The organism is Mesorhizobium sp. M1A.F.Ca.IN.020.06.1.1 (genome assembly GCF_004023265.1).
Classification (GTDB): Bacteria; Pseudomonadota; Alphaproteobacteria; order Rhizobiales; family Rhizobiaceae; genus Mesorhizobium.
In genome coordinates, this window is sequence record NZ_RZSR01000069.1 from 1 (window position 1) to 11,516 (window position 11,516).

Sequence of the window (11,516 nt, forward strand, 5' to 3'; positions counted from 1 at the left end):
CCTCAGCGCCTGCGCGGGCCGCGGCCAGCGCCTGGTTGGCGCCTTTGCCACCGCTCCCGGCGGCAAAGCCGGAGCCGCGGACCGTCTCGCCGGGTTCAGGCAAACGGTCGACATTGGCGATCAGGTCGAGGTTGATCGAGCCGACGATGATGATCAAGAAAGGCCTCCTGCATGAGCGGGCGAGCCTTCGATCGAAGGCCGATGCCGCAAGTCCTTGCATTTACGCAGTTGCTTGCGCGGGAGGCTAGCCGCAAAGACCGTCTATTGCCAGATCAAGCCGGTTGTGCGCCGCACCGGCCCACAGCATCATTCGCAGCGCACCGTCACCGTGCCCTGGTAGTTGCCGGCTGGGAAGATGCCCGGCGATTTCGTGGCCGTGAGATCGACCTGGATGGTGTGAGTGCCGTTGGTCACCCGCTGCGGCGAACTGCCCGGGATGTCCGAGCCTGAGCCATCGAGGCGGAAGACGGTGGCGAAGGTGACGTCGGTGTCGCCGCCGCTCGGCGCGGACGTGAAGGCAGTCGGCGCCGGTGCCGAGACGGAATAGCAGTCGAGCAGGTTGAGGATCGTGCATAGCGTCGCATTCGCGGTGATGGTGGCGCCGGCGCTCGACCCGCCCGCCTGCCTGGAGCCGAAGATATTGATGGCGGGGTTCGATTTCATCGTTCCCGGGCGCCGATCATGATGGTGCAAGTGCCGATGATAGCCGCCGAAGCCGGGAGCGAGAAGCTTGCAAGCGCAGCCACCGCGGCGATCAGCGCGTGGCTATTTCTTTTTCTTTTTCTTGTCATTGCCGGTTTGTGCCTCTGATGCTCCAGCCTTCGTTAGCCCATCCAGTCGATGCGGCGGCGGAGGCGGTCGCGGGATCGGGAACAGCCACGCTTCCCGTCTGGCCGTCGGCGCCGAGACCCATCTTGAGCAGCTTCAATTCAAGCTGCAGGCGCTCGACCTCGAGTTCGTAGAGGCGGCCGCAATCGACGCGCTTCGGCGTCCGCCCGATCGGGACCACTACGCCGCCGTAAGTGGCGAGGTTGCTGTTCGACTGGTGGTTGCTGTTGACGCGGATGACGCCGACGTCCAGATAGGCGCCGCTGCCGGAAACGGCCGAGCGGCAGGTCGTGCCGTCGGAAGCTGAACCTCGTCCTCGGCCCTGGGGCAGGGTGACGCCGGGCAAGGTGAAGCCCGTCTGCAAGCGTCAGAACCTGCGATGCCCGACGAACTTTCCGCATATCTGTGCCCTTAGCAAATGCGGCTCAATACAGAGGTATCATCCGTTTATCGTGGTTAATTTAGTGTTAAACAAGATAACGACTGCAAACAATTCAAAATACAACCGGCGAAACCTGAGGTTGTCTCCGGTTGCATTTCCCGATATTTCGGATGTATTGTTTTCGATTATACTTACCTATATTCAGATCCACGGTTTTCGCAATGGCGCGCGGAAAAAACGAAGTTTCAGGACGCCATTTGTCCCGCCTCCCAGCCGAGGATGGCGCGCTTGCGCGTCAGTCCCCAGTGGTAGCCGGTGAGGGCGCCGGACTTGCCGAGCGCACGATGGCAAGGAACCACGAAGGACATCGGATTGGCGCCCACCGCCGCACCGACGGCCCGGCTGGCGCTCGGCGCGCCGATGCTTGCCGCAATCGAGGAATAGGTGCAGGCCCTGCCCATCGGAATTCGCAGCAGCGCCTCCCAGACGCGCAGCTGGAAATCGGTGCCGATCATCACCACGCGCAGCGGCTGGTCCGCACGCCATTTTGTCGGATCGAAGACGCGCGCGGCATAGGGCTGGGTGGCCGACATGTCCTCGACGTAAGCTGCGTTCGGCCAGCGGCCGGACATATCGGCGAAGGCGGCCCGCTCGCCGCCGGCGTCGCAGAAGGCCAGGCCGGCCAGCCCGCGATCGGTGACCATGATCAACGCAATGCCGAAGGGCGAGATATGATAGCCGTAGCGGATGGTCAGGCCGGCGCCACGGGTCTTGTAGTCGCCGGGTGACATCGCTTCGTGCGTGACGAAGAGGTCGTGCAGCCGGCCGGGGCCCGACATGCCGAGCTCGAACGAGGTTTCGAGCAGCGGCATGCCGGAATCAAGCAGCCTGCGCGCATGGTCGAGCGTCACCGCCTGCAGAAAGGCCTTGGGCGACAGGCCGGCCCAGCGCGTGAACAGTTTCTGCAGGCCCGTCGGCGTCTCGCCGACCGCCTCGGCCAGAACCTCCAGCGAGGGCTGGTCGCGATAGTCGAGGCTGATCTTCTCGATGGCGCGGCGCACGATTTCGTAGTCGCTGCCCACGGGCGTGATGTCGTTCTGCAGGATCGCTGACGGTTCCATCCGGGTATTCATGGTCATCTGGGCGTTCATGGCAATATCTCCCATGGCTATCTGCTCGGCCGCGAATATCGGTCTTCCCGCGCATTGCCACCACCCGAAACTTGCCTTCCTCCGGCCCCTACCCAGATCGAGCAGGCTTCGAGCCGAAGGGCGATGACGGCCGGCGAAAAGATAGATTTGACCGGGGTAAGGCAGACCTTGCTGATGACGCTCTACGGCGAGGCGCCGGAGCGCCGTGCCAGTTCAACGCGCCCTGGCGGTCGCCAGTGCGCGCGAAAAGGCAGCAGCAAAGCTTTCGCGGGAACCGGGATCCAGGAAAGACCCGATCGAAACGCTTTCGCCTTGCGCCTCGACGGCCATGTTGGTGATGCCGATCTCGGCATGGCGGGCGATCGAAAAGCGGGCCCAGAACGGGTTGAAGCGATGATCCTCGAAGCGGCCCGACGGCGCCGTTTTGCGGATGTCAAGCCTGGTGCGCGAGACCGATATTTCCTCACGGGCGCGGGCCGCCCGGTAATTGACGCGAAAGGCGATGTAGACGGCGACCACGTCCAGCCCCAAGAAGCCGAAGACCGGCCATGCGCCATGTGCCAGGAAGATCGCGCCGGTGATCGCCCAGCCGAACATCAGCGCGCCCATCAATATCAGAAAGCCGGTCCGACCGAGGGAGCGATGCGGCGTCAGCAGGGCCTGGAAGAATGGCTTGTCGGCTTCGAACGAGGCGTTTGTGTCGCTCATAGGGAAATATTATAGGAAGGGAATGGCGCCGCCCAAGTCCAAAAACTCCTTCCTCGTCAAAAAGCCGTCAGCCTCCGCCTCAGGCGGCAGTGCGAAAGCAAAGACGCCGTCCCGGAAGGGCGGGCTGCGCTCGCTCTACACGCCCGCCGAGGTGCATGAGATCTTCCGGCGTTTTTCCGTGCAGCGGCCCGAGCCGAAGGGCGAGCTCGACTATGTCAATCCCTTCACGCTGCTGATCGCGGTGGTGCTGTCGGCGCAGGCGACCGATGCCGGCGTCAACAAGGCAACGAAGCCGCTGTTTTCGGTCGCCGATACACCGCAGAAGATGCTGGCGCTCGGTGAGGCCAAGGTCGGCGACTACATCCGCACCATAGGCCTGTGGCGCAACAAGGCCAAGAACGTGGTCGCGCTCTCGAAGGCACTGATCGACGACTATGCCGGCAACGTGCCCGAAGATCGGGACGAGCTGGTCAAGCTTCCGGGCGTGGGACGCAAGACCGCCAATGTCGTGCTCAACGTCGCCTTCGGCCAGCACACGATGGCGGTGGACACGCATATCTTTCGCATCGGCAATCGTATTGGATTGGCGCCCGGCAAAACGCCCGAACAGGTTGAGCAGGGGCTCTTAAAAGTCATCCCCGCCGAATACATGCGGCACGGCCATCACTGGCTGATCCTGCATGGCCGCTATGTCTGCAAGGCGCGCAAGCCCGACTGCCCGGTCTGTGTCATCGCCGATATCTGCAAGTCCAAGGAAAAGACCACCGACCTGCCGGCGCCGCTGATCGAGCTCGCGCCGCTCGACGAAACTGAGGACCGAGCGATTGGTGTCAGCTAGGCAGAGTGTAGCGGATAGCGCCAGCCGACGGCGCCTGCGGCCAAAACGCCGAATTCAAAAATCGCAACGCAAATTCAATGACTTAATTTTCCTCCACAAACACCTCTTCACGCTTCTTCTTGACCGCGGGCAGGAAGACGATGACGAGCACGGCGAGCGCGATGAAGAGCAGGCTGGCGCTGATCGGTCTCGTCACGAAGGTGCTCGGGTCGCCGCGCGACAGAATCATGGCGCGACGCAAGTTTTCCTCAAGCAACGGGCCGAGCACGAAGCCGAGCAGCAGTGGCGCGGGTTCGCAGCGCAGCTTGGTCAGGAGGTAGCCGAGCAATCCAAAGAAGGCGACGGCGTAGAGGTCGTAAACATTGGTGTTGACGCTGTAGACGCCGATCGAGCAGAACGCCATGATGATCGGAAACAGCACGTAATAGGGGATCGTAAGGAGCTTCACCCAAAGCCCTATCAGCGGCAGGTTGAGGATGATCAGCATCAGGTTGCCGATCCACATTGAGGCGATGATGCCCCAAAACAGCTCCGGCTGTTCGGTCGCGACATTGGGGCCGGGCACGATGCCCTGGATGATCATCGCGCCGATCATCAGCGCCATTACCGGATTGGCCGGAATGCCAAGCGTCAGCATGGGGATGAAGGAGGTCTGCGCGCCGGCATTGTTGGCCGATTCCGGCCCGGCGACCCCTTCGATGGCGCCCTTGCCGAACTCCCCCGGGTTTTTCGATACGCGCTTTTCGACCGTGTAGGAGGCAAAGGCTGCAAGGATCGCGCCGCCTCCCGGCAGGATGCCGAGCGCCGAACCAATGATCGTTCCGCGCATGATAGGCGCGGCCATGCGCCGAAAATCCTCGCTGGTGGGCATGAGGCCGGAGACTCTTCGGATCAGCACGGAGCGCTCATGCTCGTTCTCGAGGTTGCGCAGGATCTCGGCAACGCCGAAGACGCCGACCGCTACCGCGACGAAATTCAGCCCGTCGGCATATTGCGTGATGCCGAGCGTGAAGCGCGGCGTGCCGGTATAGATGTCGGTTCCGACAATGCCGAGCAGCAGGCCGAGCACAACCATGGCTAGCGCCTTGACTATCGAGCCGTGGGCGAGCGCGACGGACGAGACGAGGCCGACGACCATCAGCGAAAAATACTCGGCCGCGCCGAATTCCAGCGCCATCGCCGTCAGCGGCGGAGCAAAGATGGCGACCAGGAAGGTCGACACCGTGCCGGCAAAGAACGAGCCTATCGCAGCGATCGCGAGTGCCGCCCCGGCGCGGCCGTTCTTTGCCATCTGGTAGCCGTCGATTGCGGTGACGGCTGACGAGGATTCGCCGGGCATATTGATGAGAATGGCGGTGGTGGAGCCGCCATATTGCGCGCCGTAATAGATGCCGGCGAGCATGATGAGAGAGGAAACCGGGTCGCCTATCTGGAACGTAATCGGCAAGAGCATGGCGATGGTTGCGGTGGCGCCGATGCCGGGCAGGACGCCGATCAGCGTGCCGAGAAGGACGCCGATCAGACAGAAACCGAGATTTGTCAGCGATGTCGCCGTCGAAAAGCCGAGCACCAAGTTGGCGAGGAGCTCCATGGTCGTCTCCTCACAATGGCAGCCACGGGCCAAAGCGTCGAAACGGCAGGCCGAGTGCGTAGCTGAAGACGAGTGAGGCAAACAGCGTCAGGCCGGCCGACAACACGAGCGCGGTCAGCGGTTTCATGCGGGCGCTGGCAAAGGATGCGATCAGCGCCGTCAGGAAGATCGACGGGATGAAGCCGAGACCGCGCACCGTCAGGCCGAAGAAGATCGGAGCGGGGAGGATGAGCAGCATGCCGCGCCACGCAATGTGGCCGATCGCCTCGCTCTCGAAGCGCACTGCCTGGACGAGGATGATAACGCCGAGCAGAAGCAGCACAATCGCCAGGACCAGCGGGAAATAGCCCGGTCCCATGCGGAAGGCGCTGCCGATTTCGAGGCCGAGCGACTGCAGCGCGAAAAATGCGCCGAAGGCGATGAACAGCGCGGCGCATATGCCGTTGGTCGTGTCGATTGCGAAGGGCTTCATCACGTTCCTCTCAGGTGCGCACCCCGGGCGCGCCGTTGCAACGCAAAACGGGGCCGAAGCAAAAACGGGGCGCCGATCGCGCCCCGTCCAAAACCTCAGTCGGCGTACTGGCCGGCGGCTTCGATGATCGGCTTCCAGCGCCCGATCTCGCTTTCTAGCTTGGCCTTCAGCGCCACCGGTGTCGCGTCGGCTTCGGGCGACGGCTTGGTGCCGAGTTCGGCGAAGCGGGCGGCGACGTTCTGATCCTTCAGCGCGACCTGCAGCGATTTCGACAGGCGTCCGGTGATCTCGGCCGGCGTACCCTTTGGTGCGTAGAGGCCGTGCCAGATGCTGACCTGCACCTCGGGAAGGCCGCCTTCCGTCGTCGTCGGGACGTCCGGCAGCACATCGAGGCGTTCCGGCGAGGTGACGGCATAGGCCTTGATCGTGCCGCCCTGGATCTGCTTGGTGGTGTTGGTCGTCTGGTCGCACATCATGTCGACCTGGCCGCCAAGAAGATCGGTCATGGCCGGGCCGGTGCCCTTGTAGGGCACGGTGACCAGCGGCGTACCGATGGCGCTCATGAACAGCATGCCGCACAAATGCGAGGCCGCACCGATCCCGGCATTGGCGACGGTGACAGTATCCTTGTTGGCCTTGGCGTACTCGACCAGTCCCTTCAGATCGGTCGGCTCAAGGTCCTTGCGGCCGACGACGGTCATTGGCACCTCGGTGACGAGGCCGACATATTCGAAGGCGCTGAGCGTGTCGTATGCGAGCTTTCTGTACAGCGTCGCGCTGGTCGCCATGCCGATGTGGTGGAGGAGCAGCGTATAACCGTCCGGGTCAGCCTTCGCGACGCGCCCCGCGCCCAGTGTGCCGCCGGCACCGCCGACATTTTCGACGATGACCTGCTGGCCGAGATCCTTCGACATGGCTTCGGCGATGAGGCGTGTGACCGTGTCGGTCGGGCCGCCGGCCGCAAACGGCACCACAACGGTGATGGTGCGTTCCGGATAGGTCTGCGCGCCCGCGGCGAACGGATAAAGCGTGACGGCCGCTGCGGCAGCCAGAGCGGCAACAAATTTTCTCATTGTGACTTCCTCCCAGAGTATGAACCTCCAGCCACCGCGCGAAATTCCTCTCGGCGACGGCTGTGGATGCAATAGCAACTAGTGCAGGCTAGCAGATTGCAATCGGACTCAAACGGCAAACCGCGATTATCTACAAATCACCCGCAAGATGGATGGAAAAGATCTGGGTCGGATGATGGATCGCGGGATGTCGACATCTGACGACGGTACGTTGGCGGATGCCGGTTGCTGCCCGATCCCTGCTCTTCCTCGGTTCTATTCTAATAACCGTAGCCGCGCGCCATCGCCGCCGCAAAGACCGGGATGAGCAGGAAGATGAAGCCCTCGGCGCGGACATAGTTCTTCACCGAGGCGAGCTCCGCCGCCGGAACCGAGAAGGATGGATTGCCGCTCGCCTGCCTGCTCCAGGAGATGAAGCGCACGGTCGGGATGATCGACAGCAGGCCGACGATGATGAAGGCCATCATCTTTGCCCAGAACACCCAGTTGAAGACGTAGAACTCCCAGCCTTTCAGGCCGAAGAACACCCGGCAGATGCCGATGATGACGATCAGCGCGGCGATGATGCCGTAGTGGCGGTCGATGCCGACAACGCGCTTGAGCGTCGTCGCCCCAACCCGCCGCGCACCAGCACGAACTCGGCGCCAATGATGCCGGCCAGCGAGAACACCAGAAGATGATGGGCGATCGCCAGCAGAAGGTCGGTGGTGTCCATTATCTTTCCTCGTTTTCAGACGGCGCCGCGATATCGCTGAATCAGCTTCGTCCCAAGACTAGCATCGCCTGTCGAGAATCCCACACGCCGAAATGTCAGCCGGTCAATGACCGCGCTCATCTACTTGCGTCGCTGGAGGATGCCCCGGGCGATCCTGGCCCTTGTTCGAACGTGCAGGTTTGCTAAGCGCTGCCGCTCAAAGGAGAGGACTGCGATGAGCGTTGCAAGGGAAGCCGGGGTGCCGATCCTCGAGACGGCGCGGACCATCCTGCGGCCGCACCGGCTCGACGATTTCGAGACCTATGTCGCGATGTGGGCGGACCCGGGGGTCACCCGCTTCATCGGCGGCAAGCCGCGCACCCGCGAGGAAAGCTGGATGCGTTTCCTGCGCCATGCCGGGCTGTGGTCGCTGCTTGGCTATGGGTTCTGGGCGATCGAGGACAAGGCGACTGGCCGCTTCCTCGGCGAGGCCGGCTTCCATGATCTGAAGCGCGAGATCGAGCCCTCGATCGAAGGCGTGCCGGAAGCCGGCTGGGCTTTAGCTTCGGGTGCGCATGGCCAGGGGCTTGCAAGCGAAGTCGTCGGGCGCATCGTCGCCTGGGGTGACGAGGCGTTCGGGCGAGCCAGAACCGTCTGCATCATCGATCCCGAAAATGGCGCCTCGCTCAAGGTTGCAGATAAGAACGGCTATCGCGAAATCCTGCGGACCACCTATCACGACAAGCCGACGATCCTGCTGGAGCGGTGGGCCGGAGGGGCAACAGCCTAGAGGGCAATGCCGGGCTCGTCCGCCTCCGGTGCTGACGCGCTTCTCGGATCAGCGTTTGGCCTTGGACCTGTTCAGGGCCACCGCTGCTCGCACGAGAGCCTTGAACGCTTCCTGGTCGATCTCCTCGCCTTCGCGAAAATCGATGGCGCGCCTTGTGTTGCCTTCGAGGCTGGAGTTGAAGAGGCGTGAGGGGTCCGGCAGCGCGGCGCCCTTGGCGAAGGTCAGCTTGACGACGGCCTTGTAGGTCTCGCCGGTGCAGATCATTCCGGCGTCCTCCCAGACCGGCACGCCGCGCCACTTCCATTCCTCGGTGACGTCCGGATCGGCATCCTTAATCAGGGCGCGCAATCGGCCGAGCATCTCGCCCCGCCAATCGCCCAATTCCGCGATACGGCCATCGATCAGCTCGGAAGGAGACTTGCTTTCCTGCACGCCGATTTTCTCCATATGTGTCCTCCTTCAACACCCGCTAGACGGATCGCCATGATGCCTCGTCGGGCGGACCGTGAGTGACCGATAATGCGCTTACATTCGTTCGCCAGGCAATTGACTTGCCTGTTTCACCCAGGAGACGAATTGCGCTTCGTCGAGCTGGTCGTCCTCATGGATGTGAAAATAGCGCGTGTCCTTGCTCTTGGATTCGCCGGGCGGCACCGGCGTCAGCGACATGCCGCGAAAGAAGGCCACTTTGACGTATCTGGTGAAACAATGAATGCCGAGAAACCAGCCTTCGCCGTCCATGCCGTAAAACGGCGAGTTCCATTTGACGGCCTTCTGCGCGTTGGGGACGGCCTGCATGATGAGTTGGTCGAGCCGGCGGCCTAGCTCGCTCTTCCAACCCGGCATCGCCGCGATATAGGCCTGCACGGGAGCGTCACCATACCCCTTGGCGATCTGCGGGTTGCCGCCCGAAAGCAGGACGGGTTTTTCCCCCGACGGCCTGGCTGCAACCTTTGCCGATTTCGCTTTTGCCATCAGGCCGGTCCGGCGCGCTCGCGCGCCGGCTCACCGCGCCACCTTGCGGCATGGGGCAGCACGAACATGTAGAGGCCGCTGAACAACAGCAGGAAAAGCGGCAGGAACGGCGAATAGACCACCCAGGCGGGCGGCTCGCCCAAGGCCATGGCGATGAAGTTGGCGATGACGGTCACGGTAAAGATGATCGACAGCCAGCGATGCAACTGCCTGATCCACTTGCTCCAGTCCAATGCTTCCTCCTCTGAAAGATCCAATGAACGCTGGGCTTACCAGCGCGCCAGGCTGCGTCATCTGGATGAGATTGCCGCCCTCACTCGATCCGCGAAAGCACCTGCTCCAAGGCCGAAAAGAACCTCGGCCAGCCAACGGTCGCACCTCGGAAATACGGCTCCTGGTCAGTCCGGAAGCCCGTCTGCTCCATGCGCAGGCGAGTGCCGGCGCTGGTCGGGGTGAGCGTCCATGTGACGACGCTCTCTAGATCCTTGGTGTCCCATGTGTAGGAAAGCGTTTTGTTTGGCTCGACTGTCTGGACCTGGCACTCGACACCGCCCCAGTCCGCGCTCAGTTCGAAACGGTGGTCTACGACCGGCTTGAAGTTGTTCTTCATCAGCCACTCCTCGATGAGATGCGGCTGGGTCAGTGCCCGCCAGATCTTTTCCGGCGGATAGGGAATCTCGCGCTCGACGATAACGGAGCGCGTTCCGGCCGGCATATCGTTCATTAATCCATCCTCTGCAGCAGATCCTCGAGATCGTCGAACCGGCTCTCCCAGAACCCGGCCATATCGCGAGTCCAATCCATTAGCGGCGCCAGCGCGCCAAGCTGTGCGCTGTAATGGGTCTGGCGACCCTCGTGGCGGTCGCGCACCAGTCCGGCTTGCTTGAGCAGGCCGAGATGTTTCGACACCGCCGGCTGCGAGACACCGGCCTCAGCCGTCAGCGCGCCGACCGTCTGCTCGCCTTGCCGGCACAGACGCTCGAAGATGGCGCGCCTTGTCGGATCGGCAAGCGTCCGGAACAGCATATCGTGTGCGTTCGTCATCTGGACTGATAACTCAATGGCTATTGATTGACGTATAACCAGTGAGATATGTGTGAGTCAAGCAGAGCCTAGAGGGCGGAAGCTTAGGGCGGACTGGGTCACCCTATCCTTGCGGACCCGTCCCCAACATCCGCTTCCGCGTCAGCGCTTCCAGAACTCGCGGTGTGGTGCGAGCAGCTCGTCCGCGACTTCGGGGAAGGGGCCAAACACCTCGATCTTTTTCTGCCCGGAGTCGAGCACGGCGCGCGAAGAAAGGCTCATCGTCGGATTCTCCGCGTGATCGCCGGTGAGCGCCAGAAGCTGGGTCTCCTCGAAGCCGTAAACCAGCCGGCCGATATTGGCCCAGTAGAGCGTTCCGGTGCACATCGCGCAGGGCTCGCCGGTTGAGACGAGCGTGCAGGTCCAGAGAAACTCCGGCGAATAGGCAGTCGCCGCGCGTCGCGCAAGTTCGGTTTCGGCGTGATGGACGGTGTCGATATTGCCTTGGCGCATGAGGATGGCGTCGTCGGGGCCGACCAGCACCGCACCGAATGGATGATGACCGTGCGCCGCCGCCTCGCGCGCCGCGGCGTCGGCGGATCGGAGATGGGCGAGCATCTGATCGCGGGTCATGGCAAAACCTATCGCGCCGCCATCCACCCGATGAGCGGCCCTTCGAGCCGAGATTGGTGCCAAGGGACGCGATTGGCAAGAGCTAACCGTCGCTTGAGCGTCCACCTGCCCGAAGCTCGGCGACATTGGCCTGCTGCGTGCCGGAAACTCGAATTTGATGCTCGCCAAAACCCGGATCCGTTGTGGGCTCCGGCGGCGTGTCGAGGCTTGCCGCATCCAGCATGGATGCATCTTCGCCAAAAGCGCGGGTGGCGCGGGCGGCAGCTTCGAGCAGCGGCCGCTTCATGCGGGTGAGGAAGGCCGCGTCGACCCGCGTGTTCGGACCGGCGAGCGTGAGCACGCCGAGCAGTGTCCGTCC

18 protein-coding genes and 1 pseudogene are annotated in these 11,516 nt (G+C 62.8%); 2 read left to right on the forward strand and 17 right to left on the reverse strand.

Translation table 11 applies throughout. The annotated features are described in order from the left end of the window. From EOA60_RS05400 to EOA60_RS05420, 5 genes are all read right to left on the reverse strand, one after another. Positions 1-157 (reverse strand): PfkB family carbohydrate kinase (locus EOA60_RS05400; protein WP_245502528.1); only part of this gene is annotated, 157 nt, incomplete at its 3' end. A gap of 149 nt (positions 158-306) precedes the next feature. Beyond that, complete coding sequence (locus tag EOA60_RS05405; protein ID WP_348627462.1) at positions 307-663, reverse strand: hypothetical protein; 357 nt, start codon at positions 661-663, stop codon at positions 307-309. A gap of 124 nt (positions 664-787) precedes the next feature. Beyond that, a complete protein-coding gene (locus EOA60_RS05410; RefSeq protein ID WP_245322274.1) occupies positions 788-1,192 on the reverse strand; it encodes a hypothetical protein in 405 nt (134 codons plus the stop codon). Between the two features lie 263 nt (positions 1,193-1,455). Beyond that, a complete protein-coding gene (locus tag EOA60_RS05415; RefSeq protein WP_164746661.1) occupies positions 1,456-2,361 on the reverse strand; it encodes a methylated-DNA--[protein]-cysteine S-methyltransferase in 906 nt (301 codons plus the stop codon). 213 nt (positions 2,362-2,574) lie between these two features. Further along, the gene (locus EOA60_RS05420; RefSeq protein ID WP_095800560.1) at positions 2,575-3,069 is read right to left on the reverse strand and encodes a DUF2244 domain-containing protein; all 495 of its coding nucleotides are present in this window, start codon (positions 3,067-3,069) and stop codon (positions 2,575-2,577) included. Positions 3,070-3,091: 22 nt separating this feature from the next. Between EOA60_RS05420 and nth the strand changes: the two genes are divergently transcribed. After that, positions 3,092-3,907 carry an endonuclease III gene (gene nth, locus EOA60_RS05425; protein ID WP_127335445.1) on the forward strand — a complete coding sequence of 272 codons (816 nt, stop codon included), beginning with the start codon at positions 3,092-3,094 and terminating at the stop codon, positions 3,905-3,907. Between the two features lie 82 nt (positions 3,908-3,989). Here nth and EOA60_RS05430 read toward each other — a convergent pair whose 3' ends face one another. The 5 genes from EOA60_RS05430 to EOA60_RS38785 form a co-directional block, all read right to left on the reverse strand. Then, positions 3,990-5,498 carry a tripartite tricarboxylate transporter permease gene (locus EOA60_RS05430; protein WP_095823497.1) on the reverse strand — a complete coding sequence of 503 codons (1,509 nt, stop codon included), beginning with the start codon at positions 5,496-5,498 and terminating at the stop codon, positions 3,990-3,992. Between the two features lie 10 nt (positions 5,499-5,508). Beyond that, positions 5,509-5,970, reverse strand: coding sequence for a tripartite tricarboxylate transporter TctB family protein (locus EOA60_RS05435; RefSeq protein WP_067318859.1), 462 nt, complete (start codon positions 5,968-5,970; stop codon positions 5,509-5,511). Between the two features lie 95 nt (positions 5,971-6,065). Next, complete coding sequence (locus EOA60_RS05440; protein WP_095823496.1) at positions 6,066-7,043, reverse strand: tripartite tricarboxylate transporter substrate-binding protein; 978 nt, start codon at positions 7,041-7,043, stop codon at positions 6,066-6,068. A 260-nt stretch (positions 7,044-7,303) separates the two neighbouring features. Beyond that, complete coding sequence (locus EOA60_RS05445; RefSeq protein WP_348632703.1) at positions 7,304-7,627, reverse strand: DUF2214 family protein; 324 nt, start codon at positions 7,625-7,627, stop codon at positions 7,304-7,306. Beyond that, positions 7,594-7,758, reverse strand: coding sequence for a hypothetical protein (locus EOA60_RS38785; RefSeq protein WP_245502527.1), 165 nt, complete (start codon positions 7,756-7,758; stop codon positions 7,594-7,596). Before EOA60_RS38785 ends, EOA60_RS05445 begins: the two co-directional genes overlap by 34 nt. A gap of 214 nt (positions 7,759-7,972) precedes the next feature. Here EOA60_RS38785 and EOA60_RS05450 point away from each other — a divergent pair, with 214 nt between their 5' ends. After that, positions 7,973-8,527, forward strand: coding sequence for a GNAT family N-acetyltransferase (locus EOA60_RS05450; protein ID WP_095823494.1), 555 nt, complete (start codon positions 7,973-7,975; stop codon positions 8,525-8,527). 48 nt (positions 8,528-8,575) lie between these two features. Here EOA60_RS05450 and EOA60_RS05455 read toward each other — a convergent pair whose 3' ends face one another. The 7 genes and pseudogenes from EOA60_RS05455 to EOA60_RS38790 form a co-directional block, all read right to left on the reverse strand. Beyond that, positions 8,576-8,974: a DUF1801 domain-containing protein gene (locus tag EOA60_RS05455; protein ID WP_067318850.1), complete on the reverse strand. Its 399-nt coding sequence runs from the start codon at positions 8,972-8,974 to the stop codon at positions 8,576-8,578. A 78-nt stretch (positions 8,975-9,052) separates the two neighbouring features. Then, the gene (locus EOA60_RS05460) at positions 9,053-9,502 is read right to left on the reverse strand and encodes a DUF1801 domain-containing protein (protein ID WP_095823493.1); all 450 of its coding nucleotides are present in this window, start codon (positions 9,500-9,502) and stop codon (positions 9,053-9,055) included. Next, positions 9,502-9,735 (reverse strand): hypothetical protein, encoded by a 234-nt coding sequence (locus tag EOA60_RS05465; RefSeq protein ID WP_095823492.1) that lies wholly within the window; start codon positions 9,733-9,735, stop codon positions 9,502-9,504. The genes EOA60_RS05460 and EOA60_RS05465 overlap by 1 nt, the downstream gene beginning before the upstream one ends. 80 nt (positions 9,736-9,815) lie before the next feature. Then, positions 9,816-10,226, reverse strand: a complete 411-nt coding sequence (locus EOA60_RS05470) for an SRPBCC domain-containing protein (protein ID WP_095823491.1) — start codon at positions 10,224-10,226, stop codon at positions 9,816-9,818. Beyond that, entirely contained in the window at positions 10,226-10,546 is a 321-nt protein-coding gene (locus EOA60_RS05475) for a metalloregulator ArsR/SmtB family transcription factor (RefSeq protein ID WP_127335444.1), read from the reverse strand. Before EOA60_RS05475 ends, EOA60_RS05470 begins: the two co-directional genes overlap by 1 nt. A 141-nt stretch (positions 10,547-10,687) precedes the next feature. Continuing rightward, entirely contained in the window at positions 10,688-11,158 is a 471-nt protein-coding gene (locus tag EOA60_RS05480) for a nucleoside deaminase (protein WP_067318844.1), read from the reverse strand. An 82-nt stretch (positions 11,159-11,240) separates the two neighbouring features. Next, a pseudogene (locus tag EOA60_RS38790) lies at positions 11,241-11,516 on the reverse strand (hypothetical protein); the annotation flags it as partial.

What these genes read in the sequence shown, in the direction of transcription:
- EOA60_RS05405 (WP_348627462.1), bottom strand. Translation starts at nt 663, where the DNA reads ATGAAATCGAACCCCGCCATCAATATCTTCGGCTCCAGGCAGGCGGGC.
- EOA60_RS05480 (WP_067318844.1), bottom strand. Translation starts at nt 11,158, where the DNA reads ATGACCCGCGATCAGATGCTCGCCCATCTCCGATCCGCCGACGCCGCG.
- EOA60_RS05435 (WP_067318859.1), bottom strand. Translation starts at nt 5,970, where the DNA reads ATGAAGCCCTTCGCAATCGACACGACCAACGGCATATGCGCCGCGCTG.
- nth (WP_127335445.1), top strand. Translation starts at nt 3,092, where the DNA reads ATGGCGCCGCCCAAGTCCAAAAACTCCTTCCTCGTCAAAAAGCCGTCA.
- EOA60_RS05455 (WP_067318850.1), bottom strand. Translation starts at nt 8,974, where the DNA reads ATGGAGAAAATCGGCGTGCAGGAAAGCAAGTCTCCTTCCGAGCTGATC.
- EOA60_RS05420 (WP_095800560.1), bottom strand. Translation starts at nt 3,069, where the DNA reads ATGAGCGACACAAACGCCTCGTTCGAAGCCGACAAGCCATTCTTCCAG.
- EOA60_RS05430 (WP_095823497.1), bottom strand. Translation starts at nt 5,498, where the DNA reads ATGGAGCTCCTCGCCAACTTGGTGCTCGGCTTTTCGACGGCGACATCG.
- EOA60_RS05470 (WP_095823491.1), bottom strand. Translation starts at nt 10,226, where the DNA reads ATGAACGATATGCCGGCCGGAACGCGCTCCGTTATCGTCGAGCGCGAG.
- EOA60_RS05415 (WP_164746661.1), bottom strand. Translation starts at nt 2,361, where the DNA reads ATGAACGCCCAGATGACCATGAATACCCGGATGGAACCGTCAGCGATC.
- EOA60_RS38785 (WP_245502527.1), bottom strand. Translation starts at nt 7,758, where the DNA reads ATGGACACCACCGACCTTCTGCTGGCGATCGCCCATCATCTTCTGGTG.
- EOA60_RS05450 (WP_095823494.1), top strand. Translation starts at nt 7,973, where the DNA reads ATGAGCGTTGCAAGGGAAGCCGGGGTGCCGATCCTCGAGACGGCGCGG.
- EOA60_RS05475 (WP_127335444.1), bottom strand. Translation starts at nt 10,546, where the DNA reads ATGACGAACGCACACGATATGCTGTTCCGGACGCTTGCCGATCCGACA.
- EOA60_RS05460 (WP_095823493.1), bottom strand. Translation starts at nt 9,502, where the DNA reads ATGGCAAAAGCGAAATCGGCAAAGGTTGCAGCCAGGCCGTCGGGGGAA.
- EOA60_RS05440 (WP_095823496.1), bottom strand. Translation starts at nt 7,043, where the DNA reads ATGAGAAAATTTGTTGCCGCTCTGGCTGCCGCAGCGGCCGTCACGCTT.